Source organism: Roseivirga spongicola (assembly GCF_001592965.1).
Lineage (GTDB): Bacteria > Bacteroidota > Bacteroidia > Cytophagales > Cyclobacteriaceae > Roseivirga > Roseivirga spongicola.
Genome location: NZ_LRPC01000012.1, coordinates 149,031 through 174,021, shown reverse-complemented (window position 1 = coordinate 174,021; position 24,991 = coordinate 149,031). Strand labels below are relative to the sequence as shown.

General features: G+C 40.2%; 22 protein-coding genes. 15 read left to right on the top strand and 7 right to left on the bottom strand.

All coding sequences use genetic code 11. The annotated features are described in order from the left end of the window. Positions 1 to 163 precede the first annotated feature (163 nt). The 4 genes from AWW68_RS08645 (at position 164) to AWW68_RS08630 (ending at position 3,360) form a co-directional block, all read left to right on the top strand. Entirely contained in the window at positions 164 to 466 is a 303-nt protein-coding gene (locus AWW68_RS08645; protein WP_068219483.1) for a GIY-YIG nuclease family protein, read from the top strand. 731 nt (positions 467 to 1,197) lie between these two features. Next, complete coding sequence (locus tag AWW68_RS08640; protein ID WP_068219481.1) at positions 1,198 to 1,701, top strand: DUF4494 domain-containing protein; 504 nt, start codon at positions 1,198 to 1,200, stop codon at positions 1,699 to 1,701. Then, on the top strand, positions 1,682 to 1,942 hold the full coding sequence (locus AWW68_RS08635; protein WP_068219478.1) for a hypothetical protein: 261 nt from the start codon (positions 1,682 to 1,684) through the stop codon (positions 1,940 to 1,942). Before AWW68_RS08640 ends, AWW68_RS08635 begins: the two co-directional genes overlap by 20 nt. A 26-nt stretch (positions 1,943 to 1,968) precedes the next feature. Beyond that, positions 1,969 to 3,360, top strand: coding sequence for an HTTM domain-containing protein (locus AWW68_RS08630; protein WP_068219475.1), 1,392 nt, complete (start codon positions 1,969 to 1,971; stop codon positions 3,358 to 3,360). A gap of 181 nt (positions 3,361 to 3,541) precedes the next feature. Here the strand turns inward: AWW68_RS08630 and AWW68_RS08625 are convergent, their stop codons facing one another. Further along, on the bottom strand, positions 3,542 to 9,292 hold the full coding sequence (locus AWW68_RS08625; protein ID WP_068219472.1) for a DUF3320 domain-containing protein: 5,751 nt from the start codon (positions 9,290 to 9,292) through the stop codon (positions 3,542 to 3,544). Between the two features lie 320 nt (positions 9,293 to 9,612). Here AWW68_RS08625 and AWW68_RS08620 point away from each other — a divergent pair, with 320 nt between their 5' ends. The 3 genes from AWW68_RS08620 to AWW68_RS08610 are packed head-to-tail and all read left to right on the top strand — an operon-like array spanning position 9,613 to position 11,130. Next, the gene (locus AWW68_RS08620) at positions 9,613 to 10,176 is read left to right on the top strand and encodes a hypothetical protein (RefSeq protein ID WP_068219468.1); all 564 of its coding nucleotides are present in this window, start codon (positions 9,613 to 9,615) and stop codon (positions 10,174 to 10,176) included. A gap of 20 nt (positions 10,177 to 10,196) precedes the next feature. Next, positions 10,197 to 10,688, top strand: coding sequence for a helix-turn-helix transcriptional regulator (locus tag AWW68_RS08615; RefSeq protein ID WP_068219465.1), 492 nt, complete (start codon positions 10,197 to 10,199; stop codon positions 10,686 to 10,688). Positions 10,689 to 10,698: 10 nt separating this feature from the next. Then, positions 10,699 to 11,130 (top strand): hypothetical protein, encoded by a 432-nt coding sequence (locus AWW68_RS08610; protein WP_068219463.1) that lies wholly within the window; start codon positions 10,699 to 10,701, stop codon positions 11,128 to 11,130. A gap of 209 nt (positions 11,131 to 11,339) precedes the next feature. Here the strand turns inward: AWW68_RS08610 and AWW68_RS08600 are convergent, their stop codons facing one another. Then, positions 11,340 to 12,185: a sterol desaturase family protein gene (locus AWW68_RS08600; protein WP_068219459.1), complete on the bottom strand. Its 846-nt coding sequence runs from the start codon at positions 12,183 to 12,185 to the stop codon at positions 11,340 to 11,342. Positions 12,186 to 12,277: 92 nt separating this feature from the next. Here AWW68_RS08600 and AWW68_RS08595 point away from each other — a divergent pair, with 92 nt between their 5' ends. Further along, positions 12,278 to 13,699 carry an amidohydrolase family protein gene (locus AWW68_RS08595; protein ID WP_068219456.1) on the top strand — a complete coding sequence of 474 codons (1,422 nt, stop codon included), beginning with the start codon at positions 12,278 to 12,280 and terminating at the stop codon, positions 13,697 to 13,699. 31 nt (positions 13,700 to 13,730) lie between these two features. Here the strand turns inward: AWW68_RS08595 and AWW68_RS08590 are convergent, their stop codons facing one another. Together AWW68_RS08590 and AWW68_RS08585 are read right to left on the bottom strand one after the other, a co-directional pair. Beyond that, positions 13,731 to 14,888, bottom strand: coding sequence for a hypothetical protein (locus tag AWW68_RS08590; RefSeq protein WP_068219454.1), 1,158 nt, complete (start codon positions 14,886 to 14,888; stop codon positions 13,731 to 13,733). A gap of 82 nt (positions 14,889 to 14,970) precedes the next feature. Further along, positions 14,971 to 15,300, bottom strand: a complete 330-nt coding sequence (locus tag AWW68_RS08585; protein ID WP_157717581.1) for a GreA/GreB family elongation factor — start codon at positions 15,298 to 15,300, stop codon at positions 14,971 to 14,973. Positions 15,301 to 15,481: 181 nt separating this feature from the next. Between AWW68_RS08585 and AWW68_RS08580 the strand changes: the two genes are divergently transcribed. Together AWW68_RS08580 and AWW68_RS08575 are read left to right on the top strand one after the other, a co-directional pair. Beyond that, on the top strand, positions 15,482 to 16,111 hold the full coding sequence (locus AWW68_RS08580) for a hypothetical protein (RefSeq protein WP_068219452.1): 630 nt from the start codon (positions 15,482 to 15,484) through the stop codon (positions 16,109 to 16,111). 59 nt (positions 16,112 to 16,170) lie between these two features. Next, the gene (locus tag AWW68_RS08575) at positions 16,171 to 16,587 is read left to right on the top strand and encodes a BLUF domain-containing protein (RefSeq protein ID WP_068219451.1); all 417 of its coding nucleotides are present in this window, start codon (positions 16,171 to 16,173) and stop codon (positions 16,585 to 16,587) included. On the opposite strand, the gene AWW68_RS08570 is transcribed toward AWW68_RS08575, so the two are convergent. The 3 genes from AWW68_RS08570 to porX are packed head-to-tail and all read right to left on the bottom strand — an operon-like array spanning position 16,584 to position 19,796. Further along, positions 16,584 to 17,807 carry an alanine dehydrogenase gene (locus tag AWW68_RS08570; RefSeq protein WP_068219447.1) on the bottom strand — a complete coding sequence of 408 codons (1,224 nt, stop codon included), beginning with the start codon at positions 17,805 to 17,807 and terminating at the stop codon, positions 16,584 to 16,586. The two genes, AWW68_RS08575 and AWW68_RS08570, sit on opposite strands and share 4 nt — an antisense overlap. Continuing rightward, positions 17,794 to 18,222, bottom strand: a complete 429-nt coding sequence (tsaE, locus tag AWW68_RS08565; protein ID WP_068219443.1) for a tRNA (adenosine(37)-N6)-threonylcarbamoyltransferase complex ATPase subunit type 1 TsaE — start codon at positions 18,220 to 18,222, stop codon at positions 17,794 to 17,796. Before tsaE ends, AWW68_RS08570 begins: the two co-directional genes overlap by 14 nt. An 11-nt stretch (positions 18,223 to 18,233) precedes the next feature. Next, positions 18,234 to 19,796 (bottom strand): T9SS response regulator signal transducer PorX, encoded by a 1,563-nt coding sequence (gene porX / locus AWW68_RS08560; protein ID WP_068219440.1) that lies wholly within the window; start codon positions 19,794 to 19,796, stop codon positions 18,234 to 18,236. A gap of 50 nt (positions 19,797 to 19,846) precedes the next feature. Here porX and AWW68_RS08555 point away from each other — a divergent pair, with 50 nt between their 5' ends. From AWW68_RS08555 to AWW68_RS08535, 5 genes are read left to right on the top strand one after another with little or no spacing between them, the layout of a single operon-like run. Further along, positions 19,847 to 21,079 carry an HD domain-containing protein gene (locus tag AWW68_RS08555; protein WP_068219439.1) on the top strand — a complete coding sequence of 411 codons (1,233 nt, stop codon included), beginning with the start codon at positions 19,847 to 19,849 and terminating at the stop codon, positions 21,077 to 21,079. 18 nt (positions 21,080 to 21,097) lie between these two features. After that, positions 21,098 to 22,120, top strand: a complete 1,023-nt coding sequence (gene lpxD, locus AWW68_RS08550; RefSeq protein ID WP_068219438.1) for a UDP-3-O-(3-hydroxymyristoyl)glucosamine N-acyltransferase — start codon at positions 21,098 to 21,100, stop codon at positions 22,118 to 22,120. A gap of 24 nt (positions 22,121 to 22,144) precedes the next feature. Then, on the top strand, positions 22,145 to 23,533 hold the full coding sequence (locus AWW68_RS08545) for a bifunctional UDP-3-O-[3-hydroxymyristoyl] N-acetylglucosamine deacetylase/3-hydroxyacyl-ACP dehydratase (RefSeq protein WP_068219437.1): 1,389 nt from the start codon (positions 22,145 to 22,147) through the stop codon (positions 23,531 to 23,533). Next, positions 23,530 to 24,312 (top strand): acyl-ACP--UDP-N-acetylglucosamine O-acyltransferase, encoded by a 783-nt coding sequence (gene lpxA, locus AWW68_RS08540; RefSeq protein ID WP_068219431.1) that lies wholly within the window; start codon positions 23,530 to 23,532, stop codon positions 24,310 to 24,312. Before AWW68_RS08545 ends, lpxA begins: the two co-directional genes overlap by 4 nt. A 1-nt stretch (position 24,313) precedes the next feature. Then, entirely contained in the window at positions 24,314 to 24,934 is a 621-nt protein-coding gene (locus AWW68_RS08535) for an ABC transporter ATP-binding protein (RefSeq protein ID WP_068219427.1), read from the top strand. Positions 24,935 to 24,991 lie beyond the last annotated feature (57 nt).

The following is a 24,991-nucleotide window of genomic DNA, read 5'->3' as shown; positions in this document are numbered from 1 at the left end:
AGCTGAACTATATCTGTAACGTCTTTGCGAGAACGTAGAACGAAGCAATCTCCTAAATAGTTGAGACTGCTTCGCCCCGATGTCTCGGGGCTCGCAGTGACGGAGCCATATCGAGTACAGCTTGAAAGTAAACCAATTCAATTAGTTATATTTCATTCACACAATGCCAAAAGGAGGATTCGTCTACATAATGACCAATAAGTACCACACTACTCTTTATGTAGGTGTCACTTCGGATTTGGTCTCACGAGTCATTCAACATCGCGAACAACATTTCCCAAAATCATTCACTTCAAAATACAATTGCTTTAAGCTGGTTTACTATAGAGTTTTCGATCATATCGAATCTGCAATTACTGAGGAGAAGAGGCTGAAAGGAGGGTCAAGACAACAAAAACTTGATCTAATTAATGAGATGAATCCTAACTGGGACAATCTTTTTCTCACCGAAGTTCAATATTGGTAATTCTTCATTTCGATGATGCAACGTCATTGTCTTTGCAAGAATGCAGATATTCGCATTTCTCAAACTTTGGAGATTTGGAGACTGCTTCGCCCCGAAGTCTCGGGGCTCGCAGTGACGGAGCCGATGCTTAATTACTCTTAAACTTTAAGGCATAAGCTATTTCTTAAAATGGGAAACACCCTAAAGCTTTCTCCTTCTTTAACTAACTTGTACCCCTCCTAAGACTAGCAGTGCAATATCGGTAACGTCTTTGCGAGGACGTAGGACGAAGCAATCTCCAAACTAGAAGATTAAGAGACTGCTTCGCCCCAAAGTCTCGGGGCTCGCAGTGACGAAGCCGATACTTGAGTGTAGAAAAGGGAATAACATAGGGGTTAAAACAGAGAATATCTGTCAATTAACGCCACTTGTATTCTAACTTAAAACACACCCACCTTATGCTCTAAGTTCAAAGCCGGACCAAGTTGACAACCATATGAGCTTAGCAGCATAATATCGGGAACGTCTTTGCGAGGAAGGTACGACCGAAGCAATCTCCAAGTTTGGAGGACCAAGAGACTGCTTCGCCCCGAAGTCTCGGAGCGAAGCAGTGACGTAACCAGAACAAACTTGCTAGACTGAAAAGAAGAGAGACTATAAAAGCTTCACCAACAAAACACCTGAGAGCTTAAGAAAAGATTTCATTTTCATGCTTACGCTCGTAACTTCGCAGTCCATTTAAAATACATCGAATGAAAACCTGGTTTACCTGCAAAGTAAAATATCAAAAAGAAGACGAACAGGGTCGACTTAAAAATGTAAACGAAGCCTACTTAACCGATGCTCTTTCTTTCACTGAAGCGGAAGCTCGTATTTATGAAGAGATGGGCCAGCGGGTAATGGGTGAATTCTTGGTTACTAGTATTACCAAAAGTAAGATTATCGATGTTTTTGAATATCCAGGTGGCGATGTATTCTATCAGGTGAAAATTACCTACCTACTTACCGATGCCGATTCTGGTAAGGAGAAGAAAGTAACGAACATGATGATCATTCACGCGAAAAACGTGAGTGAGGCTTATGATAGAATCCATGAGTCTTTGAACAATATGTTGGTGAGCTTTGCCGTGCCTGAAATTAAAGAATCTCCTATCTTAGAAGTATTCCACCACACTAGCGAAGAAAAATTACCTGAAGGTAATTTCAGACCTGTGGCAGAAGTAGAACAAGAAGAAGATGACGAAGAAGTACAATAACATATCAATATCTACATTCGACTGTTTGGCCGCCAAGCTAAAAAGTCAGGGGTTAGAAATGGCAGGGAATTCAGGTTACCTAAGCAAGAATGGCATTTCTTTAGATTATGCTTTCGATGAAAGTGCTCAAACTTTAACCATTGAGAATCTAGAAGTTGGTTTTCCGGCTACCATGATCGGAATGAATGCCGATAAGATTCTCGGTATTTTAGAGAAAGCTATTGAAGATTGTAGAGGATAATTAATTTTATCCTTCTCAACTCTACAATGAACCAGCTCAAAACAGGCGCTTTTTCAGAAATCTGGACTCGAAATTGGAAGCAAAACCTCTTCCAACCCGTTGATAATTCCTTTCTGGTGCTGTTCCGAATTTTGTTCGGAGCCATTATGTTTTGGGAAGTAACTCGCTACTTCCGATACGGTTGGATAAACCGCTACTGGATAGAGCCTTACTTCAACTTTAGTTATGCTCCTTTCAACTTTCAGCCGCTTCCGGGCGATGGTATGTTTGTGCTTTGGTTGTTGCTTGGTCTGTTAGCGATCTGTATAACATTGGGCTTGTTCTACAGAGTTTCGGCCACTTTATTCTTTCTGCTTTTTACTTACACCTACTTACTTGAGCAAGCCAGATACTTAAACCACTTTTATTTGGTAATACTCATCAGCTTTCTGATGATATTTTTGCCTGCGCACAGAAATTTCTCTATCGATATGCGCATATGGAAGCGAATTAGAACTCCGCTGGCTCCGCTTTGGACACTTTGGTTGATCCGATTCATTATAGCAGTGCCGTATTTCTTTGGTGGGGTCGCAAAACTTAACCCCGATTGGCTTCAAGGCTACCCACTGGCCATTTGGCTGAACCCTGATTTTCCAATCTTAAGACAATACTTTGAAGAGCAATGGATGGTCCTTTTCATCTCCTACAGTGGGCTGTTGCTCGACTTACTGATTGCACCCTTCCTCATCTGGAAGAAATCGAGATGGCCAGCCTTTATCTTCATCACCCTGTTCCATCTCATGAATTCTCAGCTGTTTAGCATTGGCATTTTCCCATGGTTTATGATTGGAGCAACTACCATGTTCTTTCCTCCTAGTTGGCCAAGAAAAGCCTTGCAGATGATTTCTGATAAGGTGAAATCGCTTAGTTCAGAAGAGTTAATGCTCTATTCAGAACCTTCTTCTCCTAGAAAGAAACTAGTACTTTGGGCTTTAGGTCTTTTTGTGGCGATTCAGGTCTTTCTGCCGCTTCGCCATTGGTTGATTCCTGGAAATGTACATTGGACGGAAGGAGGTCATCGTTATTCCTGGCACATGAAGCTCAGAAGTAAGGATGGACAAACCACCTTTATTCTGGAGAATAAGGAGAACAGCGAACGCATATTTGTTGATCTAGATGGCTACCTAAAAGATTGGCAAATTGACGATATGAATGGCATGCCTTACATGATCTGGGAGTTTGCTCAGTTTCTGAAAGAAGAGTATGCTTTGATGGGAGTAGATGTAGCCGTTTATGCCGAAGCCTTAGCTACATTAAACGACCGAGAGCCACAGTATATCATTGACCCAAATGTGGACCTCACCTCTGTTTCCCGACCATGGTTTGGCTGGGCAGATTGGTACGAGCCTCTGGAAAGTCCATTGAGGAAGAAGTGGTAACACTGAAGTTTAGTCCTACTTCAATTCTCTCAAGCACTGCTTTACAGATGGTCTATTACTTTTTCTTAATTACAAATTGACATTCCATATAACCAAGGAAGAGGCATGAAATACAAATAAATTCCGCTTGGAACAAAAATCAGTAGTTAGCAGAATAAAGCTTTTTATAAACTATATTCTGCTAACTAATTAAAGTCACAACTTCATTCTGACAAGTCACCGCACCATTCTTCTCCAGCAACTTTAATGCTGGTTCCATAGCTTTCATGTTCTCTTTTGAAATTCGGCTATAGCCTAGCATTTTCGCAACCTCTTTAAGCAACACTTCTTTCGAGACTTCTATGTTACTTTTGAGTATTAATAATATTCCATGAACCAACTCTTCAGGAGCCACTGTGGTGGGATGACGCTGCTCACCTTCCGTGGGCAATCGAAGCTCCGTCACTTCTTCCACTTGGTTAGGTAAATTCCACAAATAAATCTGATTCTCAGACTTTGTTTGGTGAATTCCTTTTGTGCAACTTTCTAAATACTGCAAAATCCTGTTCCCCTTTTTCGAAAATCCCCAAGCTCGACTTACAATGGTGTAGCATTCCTCCTTTGAAATAGGAGCCAGTTTTTCAACCACCTCTCTCACGTGAGACTCTACTAATTTATTGTTGTCAAAAAAATCACCTTCCGGATTCAGCACCACGAGGTTAGGGTTATAATCACTAACGCTTGCTATTTGCTCATCTTCTTGATTTAAATCTGCTTCATCTATAAGTTCTTCTCTAGTTTCATTAATAGTCGGCATATTTTCATGTATCATCATTTGTAACTCTTTGAGTTGTCCGTCCAAACGATCAATACACTTATCGCTATCATACCACCAATCTGTTGACCACACCCTCAACACGTTCCACCCAAGACCTTCAAGTACAGCCTGCCTCAGAATATCCCTATCTCTTGCAGATCGGGCTGAATGGTAGCGTGCTCCATCGCATTCTATTCCTGCCAAAAACTGTCCTGAATATTCTGGGTGTACAACACCAAGATCTATTCTATAGCCACCAACTCCTATTTGGGTACGTACTTCCCACCCTTTTTCTCTAAGTTTAGATGCCACCTCTTTTTCAAATGGTGAATCAAACGAATCTTCTATACTTACCGTTTCCTCCCTCAACAAAGCTGTATGGCCATCCTGAGCATACAATAAATACTCTTTTAAAAGTCGAAGCCCTTCAGATGAACTACCACTTACATCAAACTCCCTTGGATGGAAATTGGTAAAAATCTTCACCTCTGTTCTTGCACGTGTCACAGCCACATTCAACCTGCGCTCACCTCCCGAGTTATTTAATGGGCCAAAATTCTTATTAATCTTTCCATTGGCATCCTTGCCATAACCTACCGAAAACAAAATCACATCTCTTTCATCACCCTGTACATTTTCAAGGTTCTTCACAAACACATATTCTGGGTTGGTTACATCAAAACAGTATTCGTATTGTGGTTCCAACTGTAACTGGCTATCAATAAGGTCGCTAATAAGGTTTGCCTGAGCAGAACTAAAAGTCACCACTCCGATGGAGTTAGAATCCTCTTCATTTTTTAATCTAGTAAATATTTCATTTACCACTTCCTGAGCTTCCCCAATATTCGTTCGCGACTTGCTACGATCATAAAATGCCTTTTCACCTTCAATAATCTTCAATGACACCTTATCATCTTCGGTAAAACAAGCAGGAAAAGTATGAAGTCGGTTGTCGTAAATATGATGGTTGGAGAAGCTGATCAAACTTTCAGAACGACTCCTATAATGCCATTTCAGAAGCATCTCTGGGTACAACCCCCCAAACATTTCCAGCACGCTTTCACAATCTATTTTTTCATCGTTATTGTCTTCACTATTCATGCTAAAGAATGCCGTTGGAGGAAGCTGCTTGGTATCTCCTACTATAATAGCCTGCTTTCCTCGTGACATAGCACCAATCGCATCCCATGGTGGAATTTGTGAAGCTTCATCAAAGATTACAATATCAAATTCAGGAGCTACCGGCAAATACTGACTTACCGACATCGGGCTCATCATATAACATGGTTTTAGGCTTTTGGCCACGGGACTAATCGTATCCAAAAACTTTCGGATAGGCATATGCCTTCTGCTTTTGTTGTATTCTTTCTTGATCAATCCTACAGGAGAATCAGGCAATACAAAACTGCCCATTGGAGGTTTCGAATCCGCTATTTTCGAAGCTAATGCCTTCTCGGTCATCGATCTGTACTTATGATCCGATTTCTTAAAATCGGAGTCAAGATTGTTCAACTGAAGCCCTGTGGTGCTTTCCAATACTTTGGTAGCCGCATTCTTTTCATTAAGCCATTGCCTGTGGAAGTTATAGGCAAACACTTTTTCTATCTCAGATTTTGAAATTTCTCCCTGATCTACTTTACCAAAAAGCTGGTCTAAGCCATTTTCGCACAATTCACGCTTCAACACGTTCATGGCAATTACATCTCTAAACAATGAGAATGTGTCAAGTAAAGAATCCAAGCTGCTCTTTAATTGAGCCACAGGCTCCTCATATAAATCACTCTTCAATTGAAGATTGTTGCTAAGCCCCTCCAGCCTTTTTTGGAAATTCTCAGCGAAATCCTGAATCTCTGAAAGCTCTCTTTTTGTATCTCCACCTGATACTAATATCAGCTCACGATTTTCAACTATATCCGTGATAAAGCCTCTGCCAGCTTTTAATGACTCCAGATCTGATGAAAACAAGTTCATCATTTCAGTATACACTTCATACAGCCAAGCCATGGCCTTGCGCAACTCTTCATCTTTTCCTAAAAGATATTCCTGACCAAATATCTCTTTAGCAAATTGTTGAGACTGCTCTTCTTTAGTTTTTCCTTCTTGGTAAGCAATTCCTGTTTCTAAAAGCTTTCCATATCCTGAAAGATCGCCAACCTTGCCTTTAACCAGCTTTCGCAAATATCCTTTCAGCTTTCGCTTTTTGAAGAACTTACTTATGAAAAAACCTTCATTACTTTTATCCAGTTGTTGCTTGAGCTGATAGAAATTCTCCTGATAAATTTGTGGTTGAAACTCCTTGTCCAGTTTTTCCCGTAGCTCAGCTTGATTTTTTAAGTGATCAACATTGTCGTTCAGCTCTTTTTGAAACTGGGCAAAATCTGTTTGCTTAAGAAATGAAGATGTTAGAGCAGGGGGAGCAAGTAAATTCTTAGCTAGTAACCCTACGCTTCTCCAGTTGTTGGCACTCCATGATTTGACAATTGGAAACTTTTTGGACACATCATCTTCAAGGTTTGAGATATGTGCAAGGTCTTTAAGAATGGCTTTTAACTCGCTAACTACCGCATCCTCCACCTCGCTTGACCAATTATCTCTTCCCACAAATGACCAGGCTTTGTACTCGTGATCAGTAAGTACATCTGCATATTCTTTCCAGGTTTTAACTTTTACTTGTAGCTCATTCAACTTACTTTCTGGATACTCCAAAAAACTATCGAACTGAAGGTCTACATTCTCTACTCCTTTCTTGCGAGAGGCTACTCCAAAAGCTTTATATGCTGTAATACCAGAAGTACTCTTATGATGTAATTCTTTAAAGTACTCGTTCAGCCCATCCCGTGAAGTTTTTAACTCACCTGCCACTTGTTCCCATCCTCCATTAATATTAGGTGATGTAAACTCAAGTGCCTCATAAAAGCTTCGAACTACTTCTTTCTTTTCTGATTTCTTGGAATGTAGTTCCAAGCAAAATGGCCCGATTCCAATTTCTTGTAGTCTGCGATACACTACCTCAAGTGCCACTTTCTTTTCTGACACAAAAAGTACACGTTTCCCAATACCAACACAATGCGCAATCATATTAGCAATGGTTTGCGACTTACCTGTACCCGGAGGCCCTTGCAACACAAAACTGTTTCCATTGGCAGCGGAGAGTACTGCCGCCATTTGTGACGAGTCAGCCGACAGTGGGCAATAAACATCCTTTGGGTGATGCATCTGTTCTACGTGCTGCTCTTCTATAAAGCTTGGGGAATCTTTTGGGGTTTCGGAAGTCATTACTCTCCTGATCACTGGACTTTCCAGCATTTCTTCATAATGCTTATCCAGTTCCTTCCACATCAAAAACTTCTGGAAGGAGAATTCACTTAGCCATACCTCTTCTTTCACTTCCCATCCTCGCTTATCACGAATCACTTTTCTGATAATATCAAAAATCAAAGGCACATTTACGCCCGACTCATCTTCTGGCAGAGGTTCTAAGCCTGGGAATTTCATTCCAAAATCCCTGAGTAACTTTTGCAAAAGAGTATGATTCATAACGGTATCATCATCCCTTAGCGTAAGTGAAAACTTTCCTCCAACCGACTTCTTATTTAGGTTTACAGGCAGCAGTAATAATGGCGACCTACGTACAACTTCGCTGCTATCACTTTCTTTCCAAGCAAGCACTCCAAGTGCCAAAAACAAAGTATTGGCTCCTGTCTCTTCTTCCGCATTCACTACCGATCGGTATAAACTCGTTAGTGTAGATTGAAACTTTTCCTCAGACACCGTGGTGAGGAGCTTTTTACGCTCAAAACTCAGTGTAATTTGATCGGCCAGAATTTCAGCTTTATCGGTGCGTTGCTCACTCAAAGCACTTTGTTTTGGACTGGGTAGAATTTCAAAAGCAGCGCCATCGGCCAGTATATCTTCCATTTCACCTGGGCTATGGCAAAGTATTTCCACCGTAGATCGATTATCTCTAAAGTTTAGAAGCCTATTTCGAAAACTGAGATCCAACAGCTTATCTTTCCATTTATCTAATTCCCCGGCTCGTGCCTGAACATCCTCTGGTAATTCAAAGCTTTTAAATCTTCTTTCTTCCAGATCAATGCTTCCTTCTCTTTTTTCTCGCTCCTCATTTTGCTTAATCTTTTCTGCATTGAAGTCATTTATTGGATGTATCCTAGCGTGTCTTCTACAGTAGGTTAAGTCTATTCCACAAACAAACTCGTTCTCATCTAATAAAAAGCCTTCTGCCTGTTTCTCAAGCATTCCGAAACTAACGTCCCCATCAGATGTCACTCCAGTTACATCCAGTACCGCCATTTCATCCAGCTCCTTACGCTTTCTAAAAAACTGAGGATCCTCTTCCAAAGCACGTGGAAGAAATTTGTCCTCAAGCCAAAAACCAACAAATGCATGACCTGAGATTAGAAACAATATTGAGTTAACTCCAACCTGTTCTAGGCAAGCTTGATATAAAAGAGAAAGATCCAGACATGTACCCATACTGTGCTGAAGAATACTATCGGGAGTTCTGACCTTCTGACCTGTCTCCTCAAAGCTGGCAGGAGGTTCTGCATAAGTTATATTCTCTCGTCTCATCGACTGGAATACAGCTTGGGCTATCTGATGCACACGCTCACGATCCTTTGATTGGTAACCATTAAGAGCCGAACTTTCGGTTTTCTCTTTAAGAATATCCGCAGCTCCACGAATGATCTTTTGTACCGCCTCGCTATTAGGCATTACATGACTTGCAATGAGTTCAAGCGGAGCTTCCTGACCAAGCCATACGTTTTGAGGCTCAATTTCTATTTCAACTTCTTCTTTGCTTATTACTCCTCCTTCAGCATCAGAAACTTCAAAAAGAAGTCTCCCGAAGATCTTTTCACTTACTCGATTAAAAAAGTGCCGAGAGTATTTAATGTCTGGGTTCATAACCACGAACTCCTCCTCAACGGCAATGCTTGATAGGTTAGTCTCAAAACTCAATACATCTTCAGGGTCTGATGTGATCTTTAGCTTTAAACCTTCGAAAGGTGTATCTCCAGTATTCTTAAGGTAAATTGCTCTAACTAATGGCACTTTGTTCTGCAACAAAGCAAGATTCATTCTAAAATGATAGTTGATTTGGAGTTGAAGGTTCATAATCATGTGTTATATTGAGAATAATTGAATAATTACGTTAACAATTTCGACCTATACAAGCACATAAATATATCCATTCAATTCTGTACAACTACCATTACAGTTAAAGTATAAAAATTCAACATGGAGACTTATTCAATAGAAGACCATGAAAACACTGAACATCACTTCAAAACACTACAGTTTATTTTCAAATCCTTTCAATTAAACTCTCAAGAATTGGAAATAAAGTTTTTAGGGCCATCAGGTTCAAATCCATTAATTAAAGTCACCTTTCAATAAGTTAAATGAACTAAATTGTAAACTCAGGAGTTGACAATATGGAAGTTATAGGTATATTTGGCACAAAAGAGGATATTCTCTGCTCGGTTCAATGGCATGATCCGGACAGCGGAATCCCATCTGGAGAAGCACCAGATGCTTTAAGTCAAATAACCGATGACTGGAATGACCCAGTATTTTTGAGAAGCTTTTTTAAGCAATATGAAAAGGATTACAACACACTTAGTAGACCTGAGCCCCTTAAGAAAGCACCCATCAGCGCTCGTAAAGAAGGAAATAAACTTCTTCAACAACTAGATGACCTAGCTAAAAACCATAACACAAAAGGTTTAGAGAACCTTTTCAATCCACTTGCCGATGACGATAAGGATGAAGACCCTTCTCGAATTAAGGCCTACGGTGGTGAATATAAATCCTATATGAGGATTTATGCAGTTAAGCATAAAAATGTATTTTACATTACTGGAGGAGCGATAAAGCTAACCCAGAAAATGCAAGGTAGACCGCATACCGAAACAGAACTATACAAAATGAATGTTATGCGTGAGTTCCTTGAAGGTGATGTAGAACTCTTAGAGTACTACTTTGAGCCAAAGCAATGAGACAATAAGACATAAGACAAATGGCAGCTAAAAAGACATTAGCAGATTTAAAGAAAGACATGCCTCAATCTTCTTTTCATGAAAAAGTAGCTTTTCAGAGAGAGAACAAAAACTGGCTGGATAAATCTTTTGAAATCAGTCTAACCATTCTTGATGCAATAGATGAAAAAGGGTGGAATCAGACTCAACTTGCTGATAAGCTTGGCGTGAGCCGTCAGCGTGTAAGCAAAATGCTCAAGGGTCAAGAGAACTTTCAACTTTCTACACTGGTAAAGTTAGAAGAAGTTTTAGGTGTTGAATTTGTTCAGGTAGATGGTCAGGACTTTACCAAAAAGTTAAACTGTTACCTCACCGAGCTAACTGAGCAAATAGTAAAGTCTGCATCAGTAAGTAAAAAACGTAAGTCAGCATTTAAAGACCCAGCCGGTTATACGACTGAATTTTTACATCAAACTCAAAAGAAAGTATCGGATGTAGGAGAAGCACCTTTTTCTTATGATTTAGCGGCATAAAACTTAAACAATGAATCAACTAGGTTTTGCAATAGCGAATATTAGAACCAAAGAATTCGCCATTCTTGAGGAAAACTTTAATCAAGAAATGGATGATGAATTTAGCACAGGATTTAGGATAGCTGCTAATGCTCAAGAAAAGTTTATCGCAGTCAACTTTGAAGTTCAATTTAAAAGCCAAAAAAAGACCGTCATAAAACTAGCAGTTGAATGTGCTTTTGAAATCGAAGAGAATGCTTTTAAAAGCTTTCTCAATGAAGAAAAAGAAGAGGTTAGTATACCGGGTGTATTTTGTAGACATTTAGCCGTAATAACCGTAGGAACCACCAGAGGCATTCTTCATGAAAAATTGAATGAGACACAATTTGAGGATGTTATACTTCCCTCTATCAATGTTACTGAACATATTCAGGAAGAAACAGTTATTTTAAAATCCAAATGAAAAGCCCAATAACTGGCCTCTCTATGCCCCTAAGTTCAGAGCTTAGAAATACCACCTTCAAAAAGGTTCGGGTTCAATTTGAATATCTGTTCTATCTCTGTGAGAAAACAGGCGAGAAATTTGTGACCACTGCATTGGATGAAATCAATTTTGAAAATTTCAAAAGAATAATCCATTCTCATAGATAGGTAAAACTACCTTACTGTATATTATTCATTCCCTTCAAACCTCACATCCTCAGGTGTTCTATAAGCCTGAAAAGGAATTTTTAGCAGATTGGCCATCTCATCATTTTCTTTGGGGTCCATATGGGTATCGATACCATATTTCAGTTCTCTGGTATCTTCTACCTGAGCAAAAGTGCCAAAAATACGATCCCAGAAGGAGAAGATATTACCATAGTTGGTGTCGGTTAGCGGTTGAGTATAATGATGGTGCACCTTGTGCATTAGCGGAGTAATAAACACCCATGACAAGGCTCTATCTATCGACCTTGGCATATTGATATTCGCATGAGTTATATGTGCAAAAAGCACCGACATACTCTGGTAGAACATAATGATCCACATAGGAGCACCCACAATAATTACAGCCAGAATGGTAAAGCCAATTCTAAAAACAGTCTCTCCGGGGTGATGCCTAAGGCCGGTAGTTACATCTACATTAGTGTCTGTATGATGCACCAAGTGAAACTTCCACATCCATTTTACTTTATGCTCTGTCCAATGCACGAAGTAGGCACCAATGAGGTCGAGCAGAAGCATCCCAACCACCAGCTGAGCCCAGAGTGGTAGGTCAACCAGATAGAGCAACCCAAATTGCTTGTCGGAAACATAGTTAGAAGCAGCTAACAAAGCTGCCGCTAAACCAAAACCGATGATCATGGTAGTGAGCGTAAAAAACAGGTTGATACCCGCGTGGCGCACCTTCTTATACTGAAACTTAAAGAGCGGCAAGGTGCCTTCCAGAATCCAGAAGAGAACAATTCCACCGATCAAAATTCCAGCTCTAAAAGGAGTAGGAATATCATTAAAGAAGTTTACCAGACTTTCCATGCTTCAATTTATTCGCCACACATCATATTTGCAATCGTTCGAAGAAATAGGTTAGGTCTAAATGCGTAACTTCCGAACCTCATTCTAAGCCTATGAAAACCAGAATACTGCTTTCGTTTACCCTTGCTCTTCTAGCTAGCTTGTCCTTCGGCCAAAACTTCTCTCGCGCGGTTGCACCCTATGTAACCAATCAAGAAAAGGCCGTAGCCATCACCAATGTTAAAGTGATTGACGGCACTGGTGGGCCTGCCAAAACTAACCAAACGGTGATTTTCATAGATGGAGTAATCTCTCAAATTGGCAATACCGCTTCTATGACCTACCCAAGCGATTATAAGTCAATCGATGGAACGGGAAAAACCCTGATTCCGGGATTGGTCATGCTTCATGAGCACATCTTCTACCCAAAACCATTCGATGGAGTATTCAGCGTAGCACAAATGACCTTCACTTTTCCGAGACTCTATTTGGCAGGAGGAGTTACCACCATCAGAACGGCTGGAAGTATTGAACCGCAAACCGACTTAAACATCAGAAAATGGATTGAAGAAGGAAGAATGCTTGGGCCGAAAATGGATTTAACAGGGCCATTTATTGAAAGAGCCGGCACTCCTGTTCCTGAAGTGGGCATTATTGAAAGCCCAGAAGATGGTATTGAGATGGTGGAATACTGGGGTAAAAGAGGCATCAACTCATTCAAGGTTTATCAGAACATTACTAAAGAGGATTTAAAAGCGGTGGTAGATGCTGCTCATGCACAAGGCAAGAAAGTAACTGGTCATATTTGCTCGGTGACTTATCGCGAAGCCGCAGAAATAGGCATTGACAATATTGAGCATGGCTTTTTTCAAAGCTCCGACTTTGTGGGTGACAAGGTTGACAATTTCTGTCCGGCCTTTAAACGAGGCAGGGCCTTGGCAGAACTACCTGAAGACAGCCCAGAGATGGAAGAATTGATGAAATTCCTGATAGAGAAAAACGTAGCAGTAACCTCTACCCTTCCTGTTTTCGAACCTTATACAGGTCGTGAAGTAGTTCTTGGCGGTGGACTTGACGCCATGAGTGAAGAAATAAGAGCCAGCTTAGTGCAGAGCCACACGAGACGACAAGGAAGAGATTCTGCTTCTTTTGTCAACTTTAAAAAGCAGATGGCTTGGGAAAAGAAATTTTATGACATGGGCGGTCAGCTTTTGTCTGGAACTGACCCAACCGGAGCTGGAAGAACCATTGCCGGCTATGGTAATATGCGTCAGGTTGAATTACTTGTTGAGGCAGGTTTTACGGTAAGTGAAGCCATTAAAATCTCCTCACTAAATGGTGCCGAATATTTGGAAAGAGCAGACAAAATCGGTTCGATAGTGATCGGCAAACAAGCCGACTTAGTTCTTATCGATGGCGACTTAGAAGCAGATATTAGTAACATCCGAAAAATTGAAACAGTCTTTAAAGACGGCATCGGCTTCGACTCCAAAAAAATCTTTGAATCTATGAAAGGCAAAGTGGGGATGCACTAGAAATGCATGAAAGAATTATAGAGTGAGGCTACTACTTTATCGAGAGCCTTACTTTGTAAATTCTTCTATCCTCAACTTCCTCATTATGCTCCAGAAAATAGAAAGCACCCTTTTTATCTTGACCTATGAAGTTACCCAAAGCCAATTCATTTATGGCGTTCTGATGTGCTACTTTGCGGATTTCACCTCCGCCTATTGCAAACAACTCAAGATTGAAAGTGACAGGAAGTTCAGATACTGAGTTTGAGTCTACTTCACTACCCTCACCCAACGCTTCCCTATATACACGAATTACTGCTTCGCCTACACCCTCAACAGCTACTGCACTTTTCATATTCAAGCCGAAACCATTAAGCTTTCTGGTATATAAGGCCCCATCTTTTGTTTGGCTCGAACCAAAAGGCTGACCAGTTGCACGAGGGAAACCAGCAGGGCTATTCTCTAAATATGAATACGTATTCAGGTCTTTAGAGTACAGATATAAGTTTTTATCGAATGGAAAAGACAAGACATAAGAGCTATCCGCTTTCACCACATAGGGGAAGTTAGCTGAGTAAAAGAGCTGTTCGCGATATGGTGACTCTGCAGGATAGCCCATGTACGAAGTAACTTTTTGTTTGGTCAGGTTGATATGGTGAAAAAGCCTTGTGTTGCTGTAATAGTCTTCTGAGGAAATTGAGTATTCATTCTCGAAAGCTAACAACTCAACCATTAGCTCTCCATTTTCAGAATATGCATCTACAATACCAACATTTGCACCTCTTGATGCCTCTTTCCAAAAAGAAGTTAAGCTCCATGAATCAACCACTTCACTTTTCATGTTTTGCAACAACACCTTCATTAGAATTGAATCGTAGATCAGAATAGAATCTTTATTGATGTAATGAATATCCGCTATGCGTCTTAGCCCAAATGGCTGGCCTGAAGAAGGCACTTGTATTTCATTAAGAAGCTCTCCGTCTAAATCGAAAAACAGTAACTCATTTTGTCGTTTGTCTATCCCTACTATGGCACTTTCATTCTCATTCCAATTGATAATCTCAAGATTTGAGAAATAGTTTGAGTCTCCATTTAACTCAATTAGGGTTAGTTTTTGTATTTCAATTGTTGAGCCCCCATCTGTAGTATTGTTACTAGAGCAGGCCAAAGAGAGTGCAACTATGAAAACTAAAAGACTGGTGTGTTTCATTTTCAAAAATATTGAAGAATGAAATATAAAAAAAGATCAAGGCTAGCTTAGCCCTGATCCTTTCAATTCAATACGCTCATTACTAAGCAATAGCAATAATACGTTCAACTTTGCCCGCAAACTCAATGCTATTGTTTACCTGCTTACCCATTAGACTCTGCCCAATGGGCGAAAGCGGAGAAATAACAAAAACCTCTTTACCATTTACAGGAATTTTCCCCAAAGAAATGGACACGAAGAAAAGACAGGTAGAAGACTTCACTAAAGAGCCCAAAACCACTTTTTCACTACTGTGTTCAATCTTTAAAGAATTGAGTATAGTCTTCATTTTTTCAGCGTCTTCTAACTGAGTGCTATACTTCTCCTTTTCCAAATTCATCATCTCTCTAGCGGTTTCATACTTGTCTCCCATAGAGCTTTTGGTATCTGACGATGCTGACTCTGACAGTGTGCGCAATTCAGCTTCGAGTGAAGCTATTCGTTGACCGACTTTTTCGGAACACTCCCGAAAAACATCCCTTTTCAATTCCAACATTTTGCAAAGGAATGAAATAGTTCTGAATCTTTTTTATCTTCAATCATCACACTTTATCATGACAGAACTTCAAAACAAAATTTTAGAAGAATTAGGCAAAACAACTCAAAGTGGAGTAGAAGATTTAAGGCACTCGGAATTTGTTGAAACGGAGATTCGATCTGTTCAAAACGGTCTTAAAACCAACTTCTACTTAACCCTCTTCTTTATAATTACATTCATTTTTAAAGTTTTCGATCAACTATTGCCTTCAGGTGAACTGGGTATTATTTCCATATTTTTCCTTCTTATCAGCTGGTCTGTTTGTCTACTATTCTTTTACAATTGGGTAACCAAAAAGAAAAGACTTGCCTTATTAAGGCTTCTTAGATGCTCCTTTAACCAATCTATAGATTTTGATAGCTGGTTAGTCGAGTGCAAGAACCAGTTTTGGGGTTGGCTTTGGAAGCTAACAGTGGCTAATTCAAAAGTATTAAGCGACCTAGAAAGAAAAAGGCAAAACAAACGACTTTTCTTTTTCACCAACATAGCACTCGTTCTAACCTTTCTGACTAGTGCTTATTTAGGCAATACAATTATGGTTTTTGCCACACCGATCATAATGCTTCTATCAGCATTAACTTTTTTAGATTGGCAGATTCACTCATACTATTTCAAACTAGTGAACCTACAGTATTACAACGGTTAAAGAATAGCAGTTTCTTGCTAAGCTCATTTTTCCTACATTGTAGAAACTCGCTTTCAATTATGCTTTACGAACTCATCTATAGAAGTACCGCAAAACCTGGGCTCACAGAACAAGACCTAGAAGACATTCTTAAAACTGCTAGAGACTTTAACCAGGCCAACAACCTAACTGGTTGCCTTCTTTATCATGGCGGTCAGTTTTTACAGCTATTAGAAGGCGATTTTCAAATCTTGCTAGACCTATACGATAGAATTAAGCGTGATTCTCGGCATCGTGAATTCCTACTATTACACATGAAAGAGACTGACCAGCGCGTATACACTGACTGGACAATGGCCTTCAAATCTTTAGACCAAAACCAACTAGGGAAATATTCTTCGGTAACTGAGTTTACAGAACTAGTAACCAACGAAAAGGAAAGTTCTATGTCTAAAGAACTCTTTCAAGCCATAAGTGCAGCCTTAGTGAGTGGCTAGAATCGAGCAGCCATTAATAGATTCAGGTCCTTGTAAGGCAAGTTGAATCTCTTGGCTATTTCTAGATTTGTGGTATGCCCTTTATAGGTATAAACGCCTTTGCAAAACCAAGAATAGGTATACATCATATCATCTATTCCCCCAATATCGCCAAGCTTCAAAAGTACAGGAGTTAGTATATTACTCAAAGCCGTGGTTGCTGTTCTAGCCGCTCTAGAGGCAATATTTGGTACGCAATAATGAATAACATCAAACTTTTTGAATACTGGTTTATCATGCGTTGTAATCCGAGAAGTCTCAATACAACCTCCCTGATCTATTGAAACATCGATAATCACCGAACCTGGCTTCATGCTAGAAACCATTTCTTCGGTTACTACGCACCTTGCCCTACCCTTCTCGGCACGTAAAGCACCAATTACCACATCAGCAGAGACTAAAGACTGACCAAGCGTAGCACTATCTATAACCGCAGTAAAAGCCTGATTAGAAAGCTTGTGTTTAATTCTGCGCAGCTTGTAAATCTCATTATCAAAAATTCTGACTTCAGCTCCTAATCCGAGTGCTGCTCTAGCGGCATACTCTGCCACTGTTCCTGCCCCCAGAATAATAACTCTAGTTGGCGGAACACCTGTTATACCTCCCAATATTATCCCTCTGCCTCCATTAGAGCTGCTCATGTGCTCAACAGCCATAGGAATCACAAGACTGCCGGCCAATTCACTCATAGCATTGACAATGGGAAGCCCTCCGGCTTTATCTTGAAGAAATTCAAAGCCCAAGGCTGAAATCTTCTTCCTATTCAATGCTTCGTAGTAAGAATCAGAAGTATTGGCCAATTGAATGGCAGAGAAAACCGTTGATCCAGGCTTCATCAACTCAATTTCTTCTTCGGTAGGCGGCTCCACTTTAACAATCAAGCCAGCTTCAAAAATCTCCTTTTTGGAATAGCAGATCTCTGCACCGTTTTCTGAATATTCTGCATCGGTGAAAAAAGCATGGTCACCAGCCCCTTCTTCTACCAAAACCCTGTGCCCATTGGCCACCAAAATACCCACTGCTGCTGGAGTAAGGCTCAATCTGTTTTCTTGTAGAGAAACCTCTTTAGGCACGGAAATCAGCAAGTTTTTGTTGCCAGACTTTACTTTAAGCAACTGCTCTTGTGGATAAAGGCTGCCTTCTTTGGCCAGCTCAGCAAAACCGGTTTTATCTTTCGTCATGATGAGTTAAGGTCAGTTCACGCTTATTTTCTCCTAAATCTTCAATATTAATGGCCAAGTATTTCTCTGGCAACAAATTGCCTATTTTCTGTGGCCACTCAATAAGGCACAAATTGCCCGAATCGAAGTACTCTTCTACCCCAATATTTAAAGCCTCTTCCGGGTGCTCCAACCTGTAAAAGTCGAAATGATAGATGACTTCATCTTTAGCAGAGAGGTACTCATTCACAATAGAAAAGGTAGGGCTTTGAACAGTATCTAGTACTTCCAGTTCTGCACAAATAGCTTTAGAAAGCGTTGTTTTACCCGCTCCCATAGAACCATTTAGCACCCAGATTTTCTCATCGCCCGCAAACTGAATGATCTTCTGAGCCGCGCTCTTTAAATCACCCAAACCGTTCACCTCAACAACCATCTTAATTAGTATTAAGCCCTTTTCGAAATTAATGAAATAAAGGGAATTATCATTTCTTCCAAAGATACACCACCGTGCTGAAAAGTATCTCTGTAGTACTTCACATAATGATTGTAATTATTGGGGTAAGCGAAGAAGGTATCTTCCGTAGCAAAAACGTAAGAAGTAGAAACGTTCGGCTTTGGCAGGTGTAAATCTTCAGGTTTCCTGACTTCAAAAATGCCATTGGTTCCTTTATAACCCAAGTTCTTGCCTTGCTTATATCTCAGGTTAGTATTTACATTTCTATCGCCAGCAATTTTAAAAGGCTTCTTCACCCTATAAGTGCCGTGGTCTGTAGTAATCATAGCTCTCAGCCCTTTATCTGCCACCATTTTCAATAAATCGAATAAAGGCGAATGCAAAAACCATGACCTAGTCAATGACCTGTAGGCAGACTCATCTGCCGCAAGCTCTTTAATCATCCGTATGTCGGTTCTGGCATGGCTAAGCATATCTACAAAGTTGTAGACCACTACATTTAGCTGATTATTCAGCAGGTTAGAGAAGTTATCGTTCAGTTGCTTTCCCTGATTGGCATGTATAATCTTGTGATAGCTAGTTTTGATGTCCAGTCTATGCTTCTTGAGATTTTCCTGAAGGAAGCCTTCTTCATTATTGTTCTTACCTTCTTCATTGTCATCGTCTGGCACCCACAAATGCGGATACTTTTTACTCATCTCCAAAGGCAGCTCTCCTGCAAATATGGAGTTTCTGGCATAAGCTGTAGTGGTAGGAAGTATTGAATAATAGGCAGACTCTTCTAGCAAGTTGAAGTAGTTCAATACTTCTCTTTCAATGATCTTCCACTGATCGAAACGGAGATTATCGATGACTATCAAGAAGGTTGGCTTATCATTTATCTCAGGGAATACCTTCTTGCTCAAAAGCTGATGAGAAAGAACTGGTTTATCAGCATCAGCATCATTCAGCCAAGACTCATAATTATCTTCTACAAAACGAGCGAAATTAGAATTGGCTTCCACTTTCTGCATTTCCAGCACTTCAGCCATACTTTTGTTCTCAGTATCTTCTATTTCCAGCTCCCAATACACCAGCTTTTTATAGATCTCTGCCCACTCATTATGATCTATCCAATCATTCACCTTCATACTGATATTTCTGAAGTCTTGCTGATATTGAGAATTAGTTCTATCGCTCACCAGCCTCCTATTGTCAAGCAACTTCTTAACTGAAATAAGTATCTGATTAGGATTCAATGGCTTAATTAGATAGTCGGCAATCTTAGAACCAATTGCCTCCTCCATTATATGCTCTTCTTCATTTTTGGTAATCATTACCACCGGAATTGAAGGCCTACTTCCCTTGATGTAGCTCAGGGTTTCTAGGCCAGTCATACCAGGCATATTTTCATCCAAAAAGACGATATCAAATGGCTGTTGGTCTATAGCCTCAATGGCATCTGCACCACTCGTTACTGGAGTAACGTCATAACCACGATCTCTCAAAAAAAGGATGTGCGGTTTCAGCAGATCGATCTCATCGTCAGCCCATAAAATGTTATATCTTTGCATGAATCGAAATTGAGAAGAAGCTCGAATTTAAGAGAATTAAAGCACAAAACTTGAACAAACGGAAGATTATCAATGATCCTGTCTACGGGTTCATCACCATCAGAAATGAGCTGATTTTCGACATCATCAATCACCCTTATTTCCAGCGACTTAGGCGCATCAAACAAATGGGGCTTGCAGAGTTGGTTTATCCTGGGGCGCATCACACGCGCTTCCATCATGCTCTTGGCGCCATGCACCTGATGTCTATTACGCTAGACAATTTAAGAACTAAAGGTGTCGAAATAACAGATGAAGAGTACGAAGGCGCGCTCGTGGCTATTCTATTACACGATGTTGGACATGGCCCCTTTTCCCATGCATTAGAATTCAGTATTCTTAAAGATGTTCATCATGAGCACTTGAGTAGAATGATTATTTCTAGGCTGAACCAAGAATTTGATGGAGCACTTTCTTTGGCATTAGAAATCTTCAATGGAAATTACGCCAAGCCTTTTCTGCATCAGCTAGTCTCTAGCCAATTAGATATCGATAGGCTCGACTACCTTAAAAGAGACAGCTTTTTCTCAGGTGTTTCTGAAGGAACTATTGGTGCCGACCGCATCATCAAGATGCTAGACGTTAAAGATGGGCAGCTGGTAGTAGAAGAAAAAGGTATTTACAGCATTGAAAACTTCTTGAGTGCCAGAAGACTTATGTACTGGCAAGTTTACTTGCACAAGGCAGGAGTAAGTGCAGAGAAGATGCTCATTTCAATCATTAATAGAGCCAAAAAGCTGACTAAAAAAGGAAAAGCAGACCTTTTTATGACCGAAGGGCTCAGGTTCTTTTTTGAAAAGGAAATTGGTATTGAGCAGTTTGCCGAAGACCCTAAGACCTTAGAAACTTTCTTAGAGCTAGACGACTACGATCTCTGGGGTGCTATAAAAATATGGGCAAAGTCTGACGATAAAATATTATCCGCCCTATGTAGTATGCTCCTCAACCGAGAGCTATTTAGAATTAAATTTAGTTCCGATCCAATTACTAAAGAGGAGAAGGAGAACATTCAACAAAAAATAGCAGACACTTACGGGCTTCAGTCCAAAGACACTAAATATTTCTTTTCAACGGGGCAGGTAACAAACAATGCTTACCTCACCAACGATAAGAAGATTATGATTTTATCTAAAAATGGAGAGGTAAGAGATGTTGTAGAAGCAGCAGACCTACCTAACATTAAGGCCATGAGCAAAATAGTACGTAAGTATTATCGATGCTGGCCAAAAGACATAAATTTGTGACAATCAGAAATTTACCCCATGGAGATATCAATTGAACAAGTTGCCCAATTAATTGGAGGCATGGTTGAAGGGAATGGCCAGGCGACTGTGAACAGATTGGAAAAAATTGAGGAAGCTACAGAAGGCAGTATTTCATTCTTAGCTAATCCGAAATACCTACCATACATCTATAAAACCGGTGCATCAGCGGTTATTGTAAAGTCAGATTTTGAACCAGAAAAGGAGTTAAAGGCCAATTTGATTAAGGTTGACGACCCATACTCTGCCTTCGCAAAGCTTTTAGAAGAATATCAAAAGCTTACTGCCAAAGTAAAAACTGGTATTGAACAACCTTCTTTTCAGCATGAAACAGCCAGTTATGGAGAGAATGTATATCTAGGAGCCTTCTCTTATTTAGGTGAAAACGCAAAAGTTGGAAACAATACTAAAATTTACCCCAACACCTACATTGGCGACAATGTTGAAATCGGAGAAAACACCATTATACACCCTGGTGTAAAAGTTTACGCCAATTGTAAAGTAGGCTCAAACTGTGTAATCCACTCAGGAGTGGTGATTGGTAGCGATGGTTTCGGCTTTGCCCCACAAGAAGATGGCACATATAAATCCATTCCTCAAACAGGCAACGTAATTATAGAAGACCATGTAGATATTGGCGCGAACACTACTATAGACTGTGCCACCATGGGCTCTACTATTATCAAAAGTGGAGTAAAGCTCGACAACTTGGTACAGATTGCTCATAATGTTGAAGTAGGAAAAAACACAGTTATAGCCTCTCAAGCAGGGCTTTCGGGAAGTGCAAAAATTGGTGAGAATTGCCAAATTGGTGGGCAAGCAGGTATCACTGGTCACTTAAAAATGGCAGATAGAACCATCATTGGACCTCAGGCAGGAGTACCAAAAACCATTACCCAAGAGGGTAAGGTCTGGTTTGGCTCTCCTATTATGGAACACAAAGATTTTCTTCGCGCTAGCGTAATTCTCAGGAACCTTCCTAAACTCATAGACAGGGTTAAGGAACTGGAAAAAAAGTTATAAATTTGCGGCATTTTCGCGGAAAGAATGAAGACGAAGCAGCATACCATAAGAGAGGAAGTAACGGTTTCTGGGGTGGGTCTCCACACAGGCGTAACGGCCAATATGACCTTTACTCCCGCAGGGCCAAACCACGGAATAAAATTCCAGAGAATTGACTTACCAGACCAGCCAATTGTAGATGCCGATGTAGACAATGTAGTTGACCTATCTAGAGGAACTACCATTGAGCAGAACGGTGCTAGGATTAATACTGTAGAACATACCTTAGCTGCTTTAGTTGGCTTAGAAATAGACAACGTTCTAATCAAAATTGATGGACCAGAGCCTCCAATATTGGACGGTAGTTCACGCATGTTTATAGATGCCATTGAGCAGGTAGGTACAGAAGAGCAAAATGCACTAAGAAATTTCTTAGAAATTAATGAGAGCATTATGTATCGCGATGAAAATCGTGATGTAGAGATAGCGGCTCTTCCGCTAGATGATTACAGAGTTACCGTTATGGTAGACTATAACTCTCCAGTTTTAGGTAGCCAACACGCCTCTTTGAATAACATTCAAGACTTCAAGAAAGATATTTCTTCTAGTAGAACGTTTTGCTTTCTACATGAATTAGAAATGCTTCATAAAAACAACCTAATTAAGGGTGGCGATTTAAACAACGCCATTGTAGTGGTTGATAGGGTTGTTAAGGATGAAGAGCTAGATCATTTAGCTAGTCTTTTTAACAAGCCCAAGGTAGAAGTAAAGAAAGAAGGAATTCTGAACAATGTTGAGCTTAGACATCGTAATGAGCCAGCTAGACATAAGCTACTCGATGTTGTTGGTGACCTTGCACTTGTAGGCAGACCCATAAAAGCTCAAATTCTAGCCGCCAGACCAGGCCATGCTGCCAACGTGGCTTTCGCGAAAAAATTGAAAAAGGCTATGCTGAGCAACAAAAGCTCGGCACCTTATTATGACCCTACGGTAGAACCGGTAATGGATATTAACCAAATCATGCAGATTCTTCCGCATAGATATCCATTCCTTCTAATTGACAAGATTATTCACCTAGACGACACCATGGTTGCAGGGATAAAGAATGTGACCATGAACGAACCGTTCTTTACTGGGCACTTTCCAGGAAACCCCGTAATGCCAGGTGTACTGCAAATTGAAGCCATGGCTCAAATTGGTGGAATTCTTGTTTTAAACACTGTTCCTGATCCGGAGAACTACACACCGTATTTCTTGGGAATAGACAAATGTAAATTCAGAAAAATGGTTGTTCCGGGTGACACCATTAAGTTTAAATGTGAACTAACTGCCCCTATTAAAAGAGGCATTGCACAAATGAATGGCTATGCATACGTAGGTAACACCCTAGTTTGCGAGGCCGCTATGACTGCCAGAATAGTTAAGAATCAATGAATCAACCCCTAGCATACATCCATAGAGAAGCCAAGATTGCTCGCAATGTGGTAATTGAACCTTTTGTTACTATTAGCAAAAATGTGGTAATCGAAGAAGGATCATGGATAGGCTCCAATGTAACCATTATGGAAGGAGCCAGAATTGGCAAGAATGTAAAAATATTCCCTGGCGCAGTCGTTTCGGCAGTTCCTCAAGACTTAAAATTTGGGGGCGAAGACACTACATTAGAGATTGGCGACAATACAGTAATTAGGGAGTGCGTGACGCTAAACAGAGGAACAGACGCTACCAATAAAACAGTTATAGGCAAAAACTGCCTAATTATGGCCTACACTCACGTAGCCCACGACTGTATGATTGGTGATAATTGTATTTTGGTAAATGCCGTCCAACTTGCGGGCCACGTAACAATAGACGACTGGGCTATTATTGGCGGAGCCGCTGCTGTTCATCAGTTTGTAAATATTGGTGCTCATACCATGGTTTCTGGAGGCTCACTTGTCAGAAAAGACGTACCTCCTTATACCAAAGCTGGTAGAGAGCCATTAAGCTATGCCGGTATAAATTCTATCGGACTTAGAAGACGTGGTTTTGCAAATGAGAAGATAGCTGAGATTCAGGAAATATATAGATACATCTTCCTTAAAGGCCTGAACAATTCAAAGGCCCTAGACTTGGTTGAGCTAGAAATGACACCTTCAAAAGAAAGAGACGAGATTATCAACTTTTTTAGAAATTCCGACAGAGGAGTTATGAAGGGGTATAGCGCTAAATAATATGCAAATTACGGTTAACGATTTAGGTAAGAAGTTTAACCGTGAATGGATATTCAGGCACCTTTCTACCAGTTTTGAAACAGGTATACCCTGCTCTATAACTGGTGGAAACGGAAGCGGAAAATCTACTTTTCTTCAAGTATTATGCGGTTTTATTCCATCTAACGAAGGTAGCATCAGCTATTCTTTAGATGGAAAGGAAATTCAGCAAGAAGACTTTTATCAGTATTTCGATATTTCTACTCCTTACTTAGAGCTCATTGAAGAATTTACACTTCATGAGTTTTTAGACTTTCATTTTAAGTTTAAAAAACTGAAGCAAGGAATATCTATCGATGACTTCACAGCACTGGTACACCTTGCTAAAGACAAAAATAAGCAGATACGAAACTTCTCTTCAGGCATGAAGCAGCGCCTGAAGCTAGGGCTATGCTTCTATTCTCAAAGCAAGGTCTGTCTATTAGATGAGCCTACAACCAATTTAGATGAGTTTGGGATTGATTGGTACCGAAAATCTGTACAAACCATCCTAAATGACAAACTTGTTCTGATAAGCTCGAACCAAAAACACGAGTTCGACTTTTGCGCTAGTAACATACACATCCCAACATTTAAAAGCTAGGACCATCTGCTTTAGTGTTTTTTTAGAGAAAACTTCGCTATTATTAATGCATTAAAA

Excerpts from the sequence above, each read along its gene's own strand:
- tsaE (WP_068219443.1), bottom strand. The coding sequence starts at position 18,222 with ATGGTTGTTGAGGTGAACGGTTTGGGTGATTTAAAGAGCGCGGCTCAG.
- AWW68_RS08545 (WP_068219437.1), top strand. The coding sequence starts at position 22,145 with ATGAAGACGAAGCAGCATACCATAAGAGAGGAAGTAACGGTTTCTGGG.
- AWW68_RS08620 (WP_068219468.1), top strand. The coding sequence starts at position 9,613 with ATGGAAGTTATAGGTATATTTGGCACAAAAGAGGATATTCTCTGCTCG.
- AWW68_RS08590 (WP_068219454.1), bottom strand. The coding sequence starts at position 14,888 with ATGAAACACACCAGTCTTTTAGTTTTCATAGTTGCACTCTCTTTGGCC.
- AWW68_RS08630 (WP_068219475.1), top strand. The coding sequence starts at position 1,969 with ATGAACCAGCTCAAAACAGGCGCTTTTTCAGAAATCTGGACTCGAAAT.
- AWW68_RS08610 (WP_068219463.1), top strand. The coding sequence starts at position 10,699 with ATGAATCAACTAGGTTTTGCAATAGCGAATATTAGAACCAAAGAATTC.
- AWW68_RS08585 (WP_157717581.1), bottom strand. The coding sequence starts at position 15,300 with ATGGGAGACAAGTATGAAACCGCTAGAGAGATGATGAATTTGGAAAAG.
- AWW68_RS08575 (WP_068219451.1), top strand. The coding sequence starts at position 16,171 with ATGCTTTACGAACTCATCTATAGAAGTACCGCAAAACCTGGGCTCACA.
- porX (WP_068219440.1), bottom strand. The coding sequence starts at position 19,796 with ATGCAAAGATATAACATTTTATGGGCTGACGATGAGATCGATCTGCTG.
- AWW68_RS08635 (WP_068219478.1), top strand. The coding sequence starts at position 1,682 with ATGACGAAGAAGTACAATAACATATCAATATCTACATTCGACTGTTTG.
- AWW68_RS08645 (WP_068219483.1), top strand. The coding sequence starts at position 164 with ATGCCAAAAGGAGGATTCGTCTACATAATGACCAATAAGTACCACACT.
- AWW68_RS08600 (WP_068219459.1), bottom strand. The coding sequence starts at position 12,185 with ATGGAAAGTCTGGTAAACTTCTTTAATGATATTCCTACTCCTTTTAGA.
- AWW68_RS08570 (WP_068219447.1), bottom strand. The coding sequence starts at position 17,807 with ATGACGAAAGATAAAACCGGTTTTGCTGAGCTGGCCAAAGAAGGCAGC.
- AWW68_RS08535 (WP_068219427.1), top strand. The coding sequence starts at position 24,314 with ATGCAAATTACGGTTAACGATTTAGGTAAGAAGTTTAACCGTGAATGG.
- AWW68_RS08595 (WP_068219456.1), top strand. The coding sequence starts at position 12,278 with ATGAAAACCAGAATACTGCTTTCGTTTACCCTTGCTCTTCTAGCTAGC.
- AWW68_RS08580 (WP_068219452.1), top strand. The coding sequence starts at position 15,482 with ATGACAGAACTTCAAAACAAAATTTTAGAAGAATTAGGCAAAACAACT.
- AWW68_RS08625 (WP_068219472.1), bottom strand. The coding sequence starts at position 9,292 with ATGAACCTTCAACTCCAAATCAACTATCATTTTAGAATGAATCTTGCT.
- lpxD (WP_068219438.1), top strand. The coding sequence starts at position 21,098 with ATGGAGATATCAATTGAACAAGTTGCCCAATTAATTGGAGGCATGGTT.
- AWW68_RS08640 (WP_068219481.1), top strand. The coding sequence starts at position 1,198 with ATGAAAACCTGGTTTACCTGCAAAGTAAAATATCAAAAAGAAGACGAA.
- AWW68_RS08615 (WP_068219465.1), top strand. The coding sequence starts at position 10,197 with ATGGCAGCTAAAAAGACATTAGCAGATTTAAAGAAAGACATGCCTCAA.
- lpxA (WP_068219431.1), top strand. The coding sequence starts at position 23,530 with ATGAATCAACCCCTAGCATACATCCATAGAGAAGCCAAGATTGCTCGC.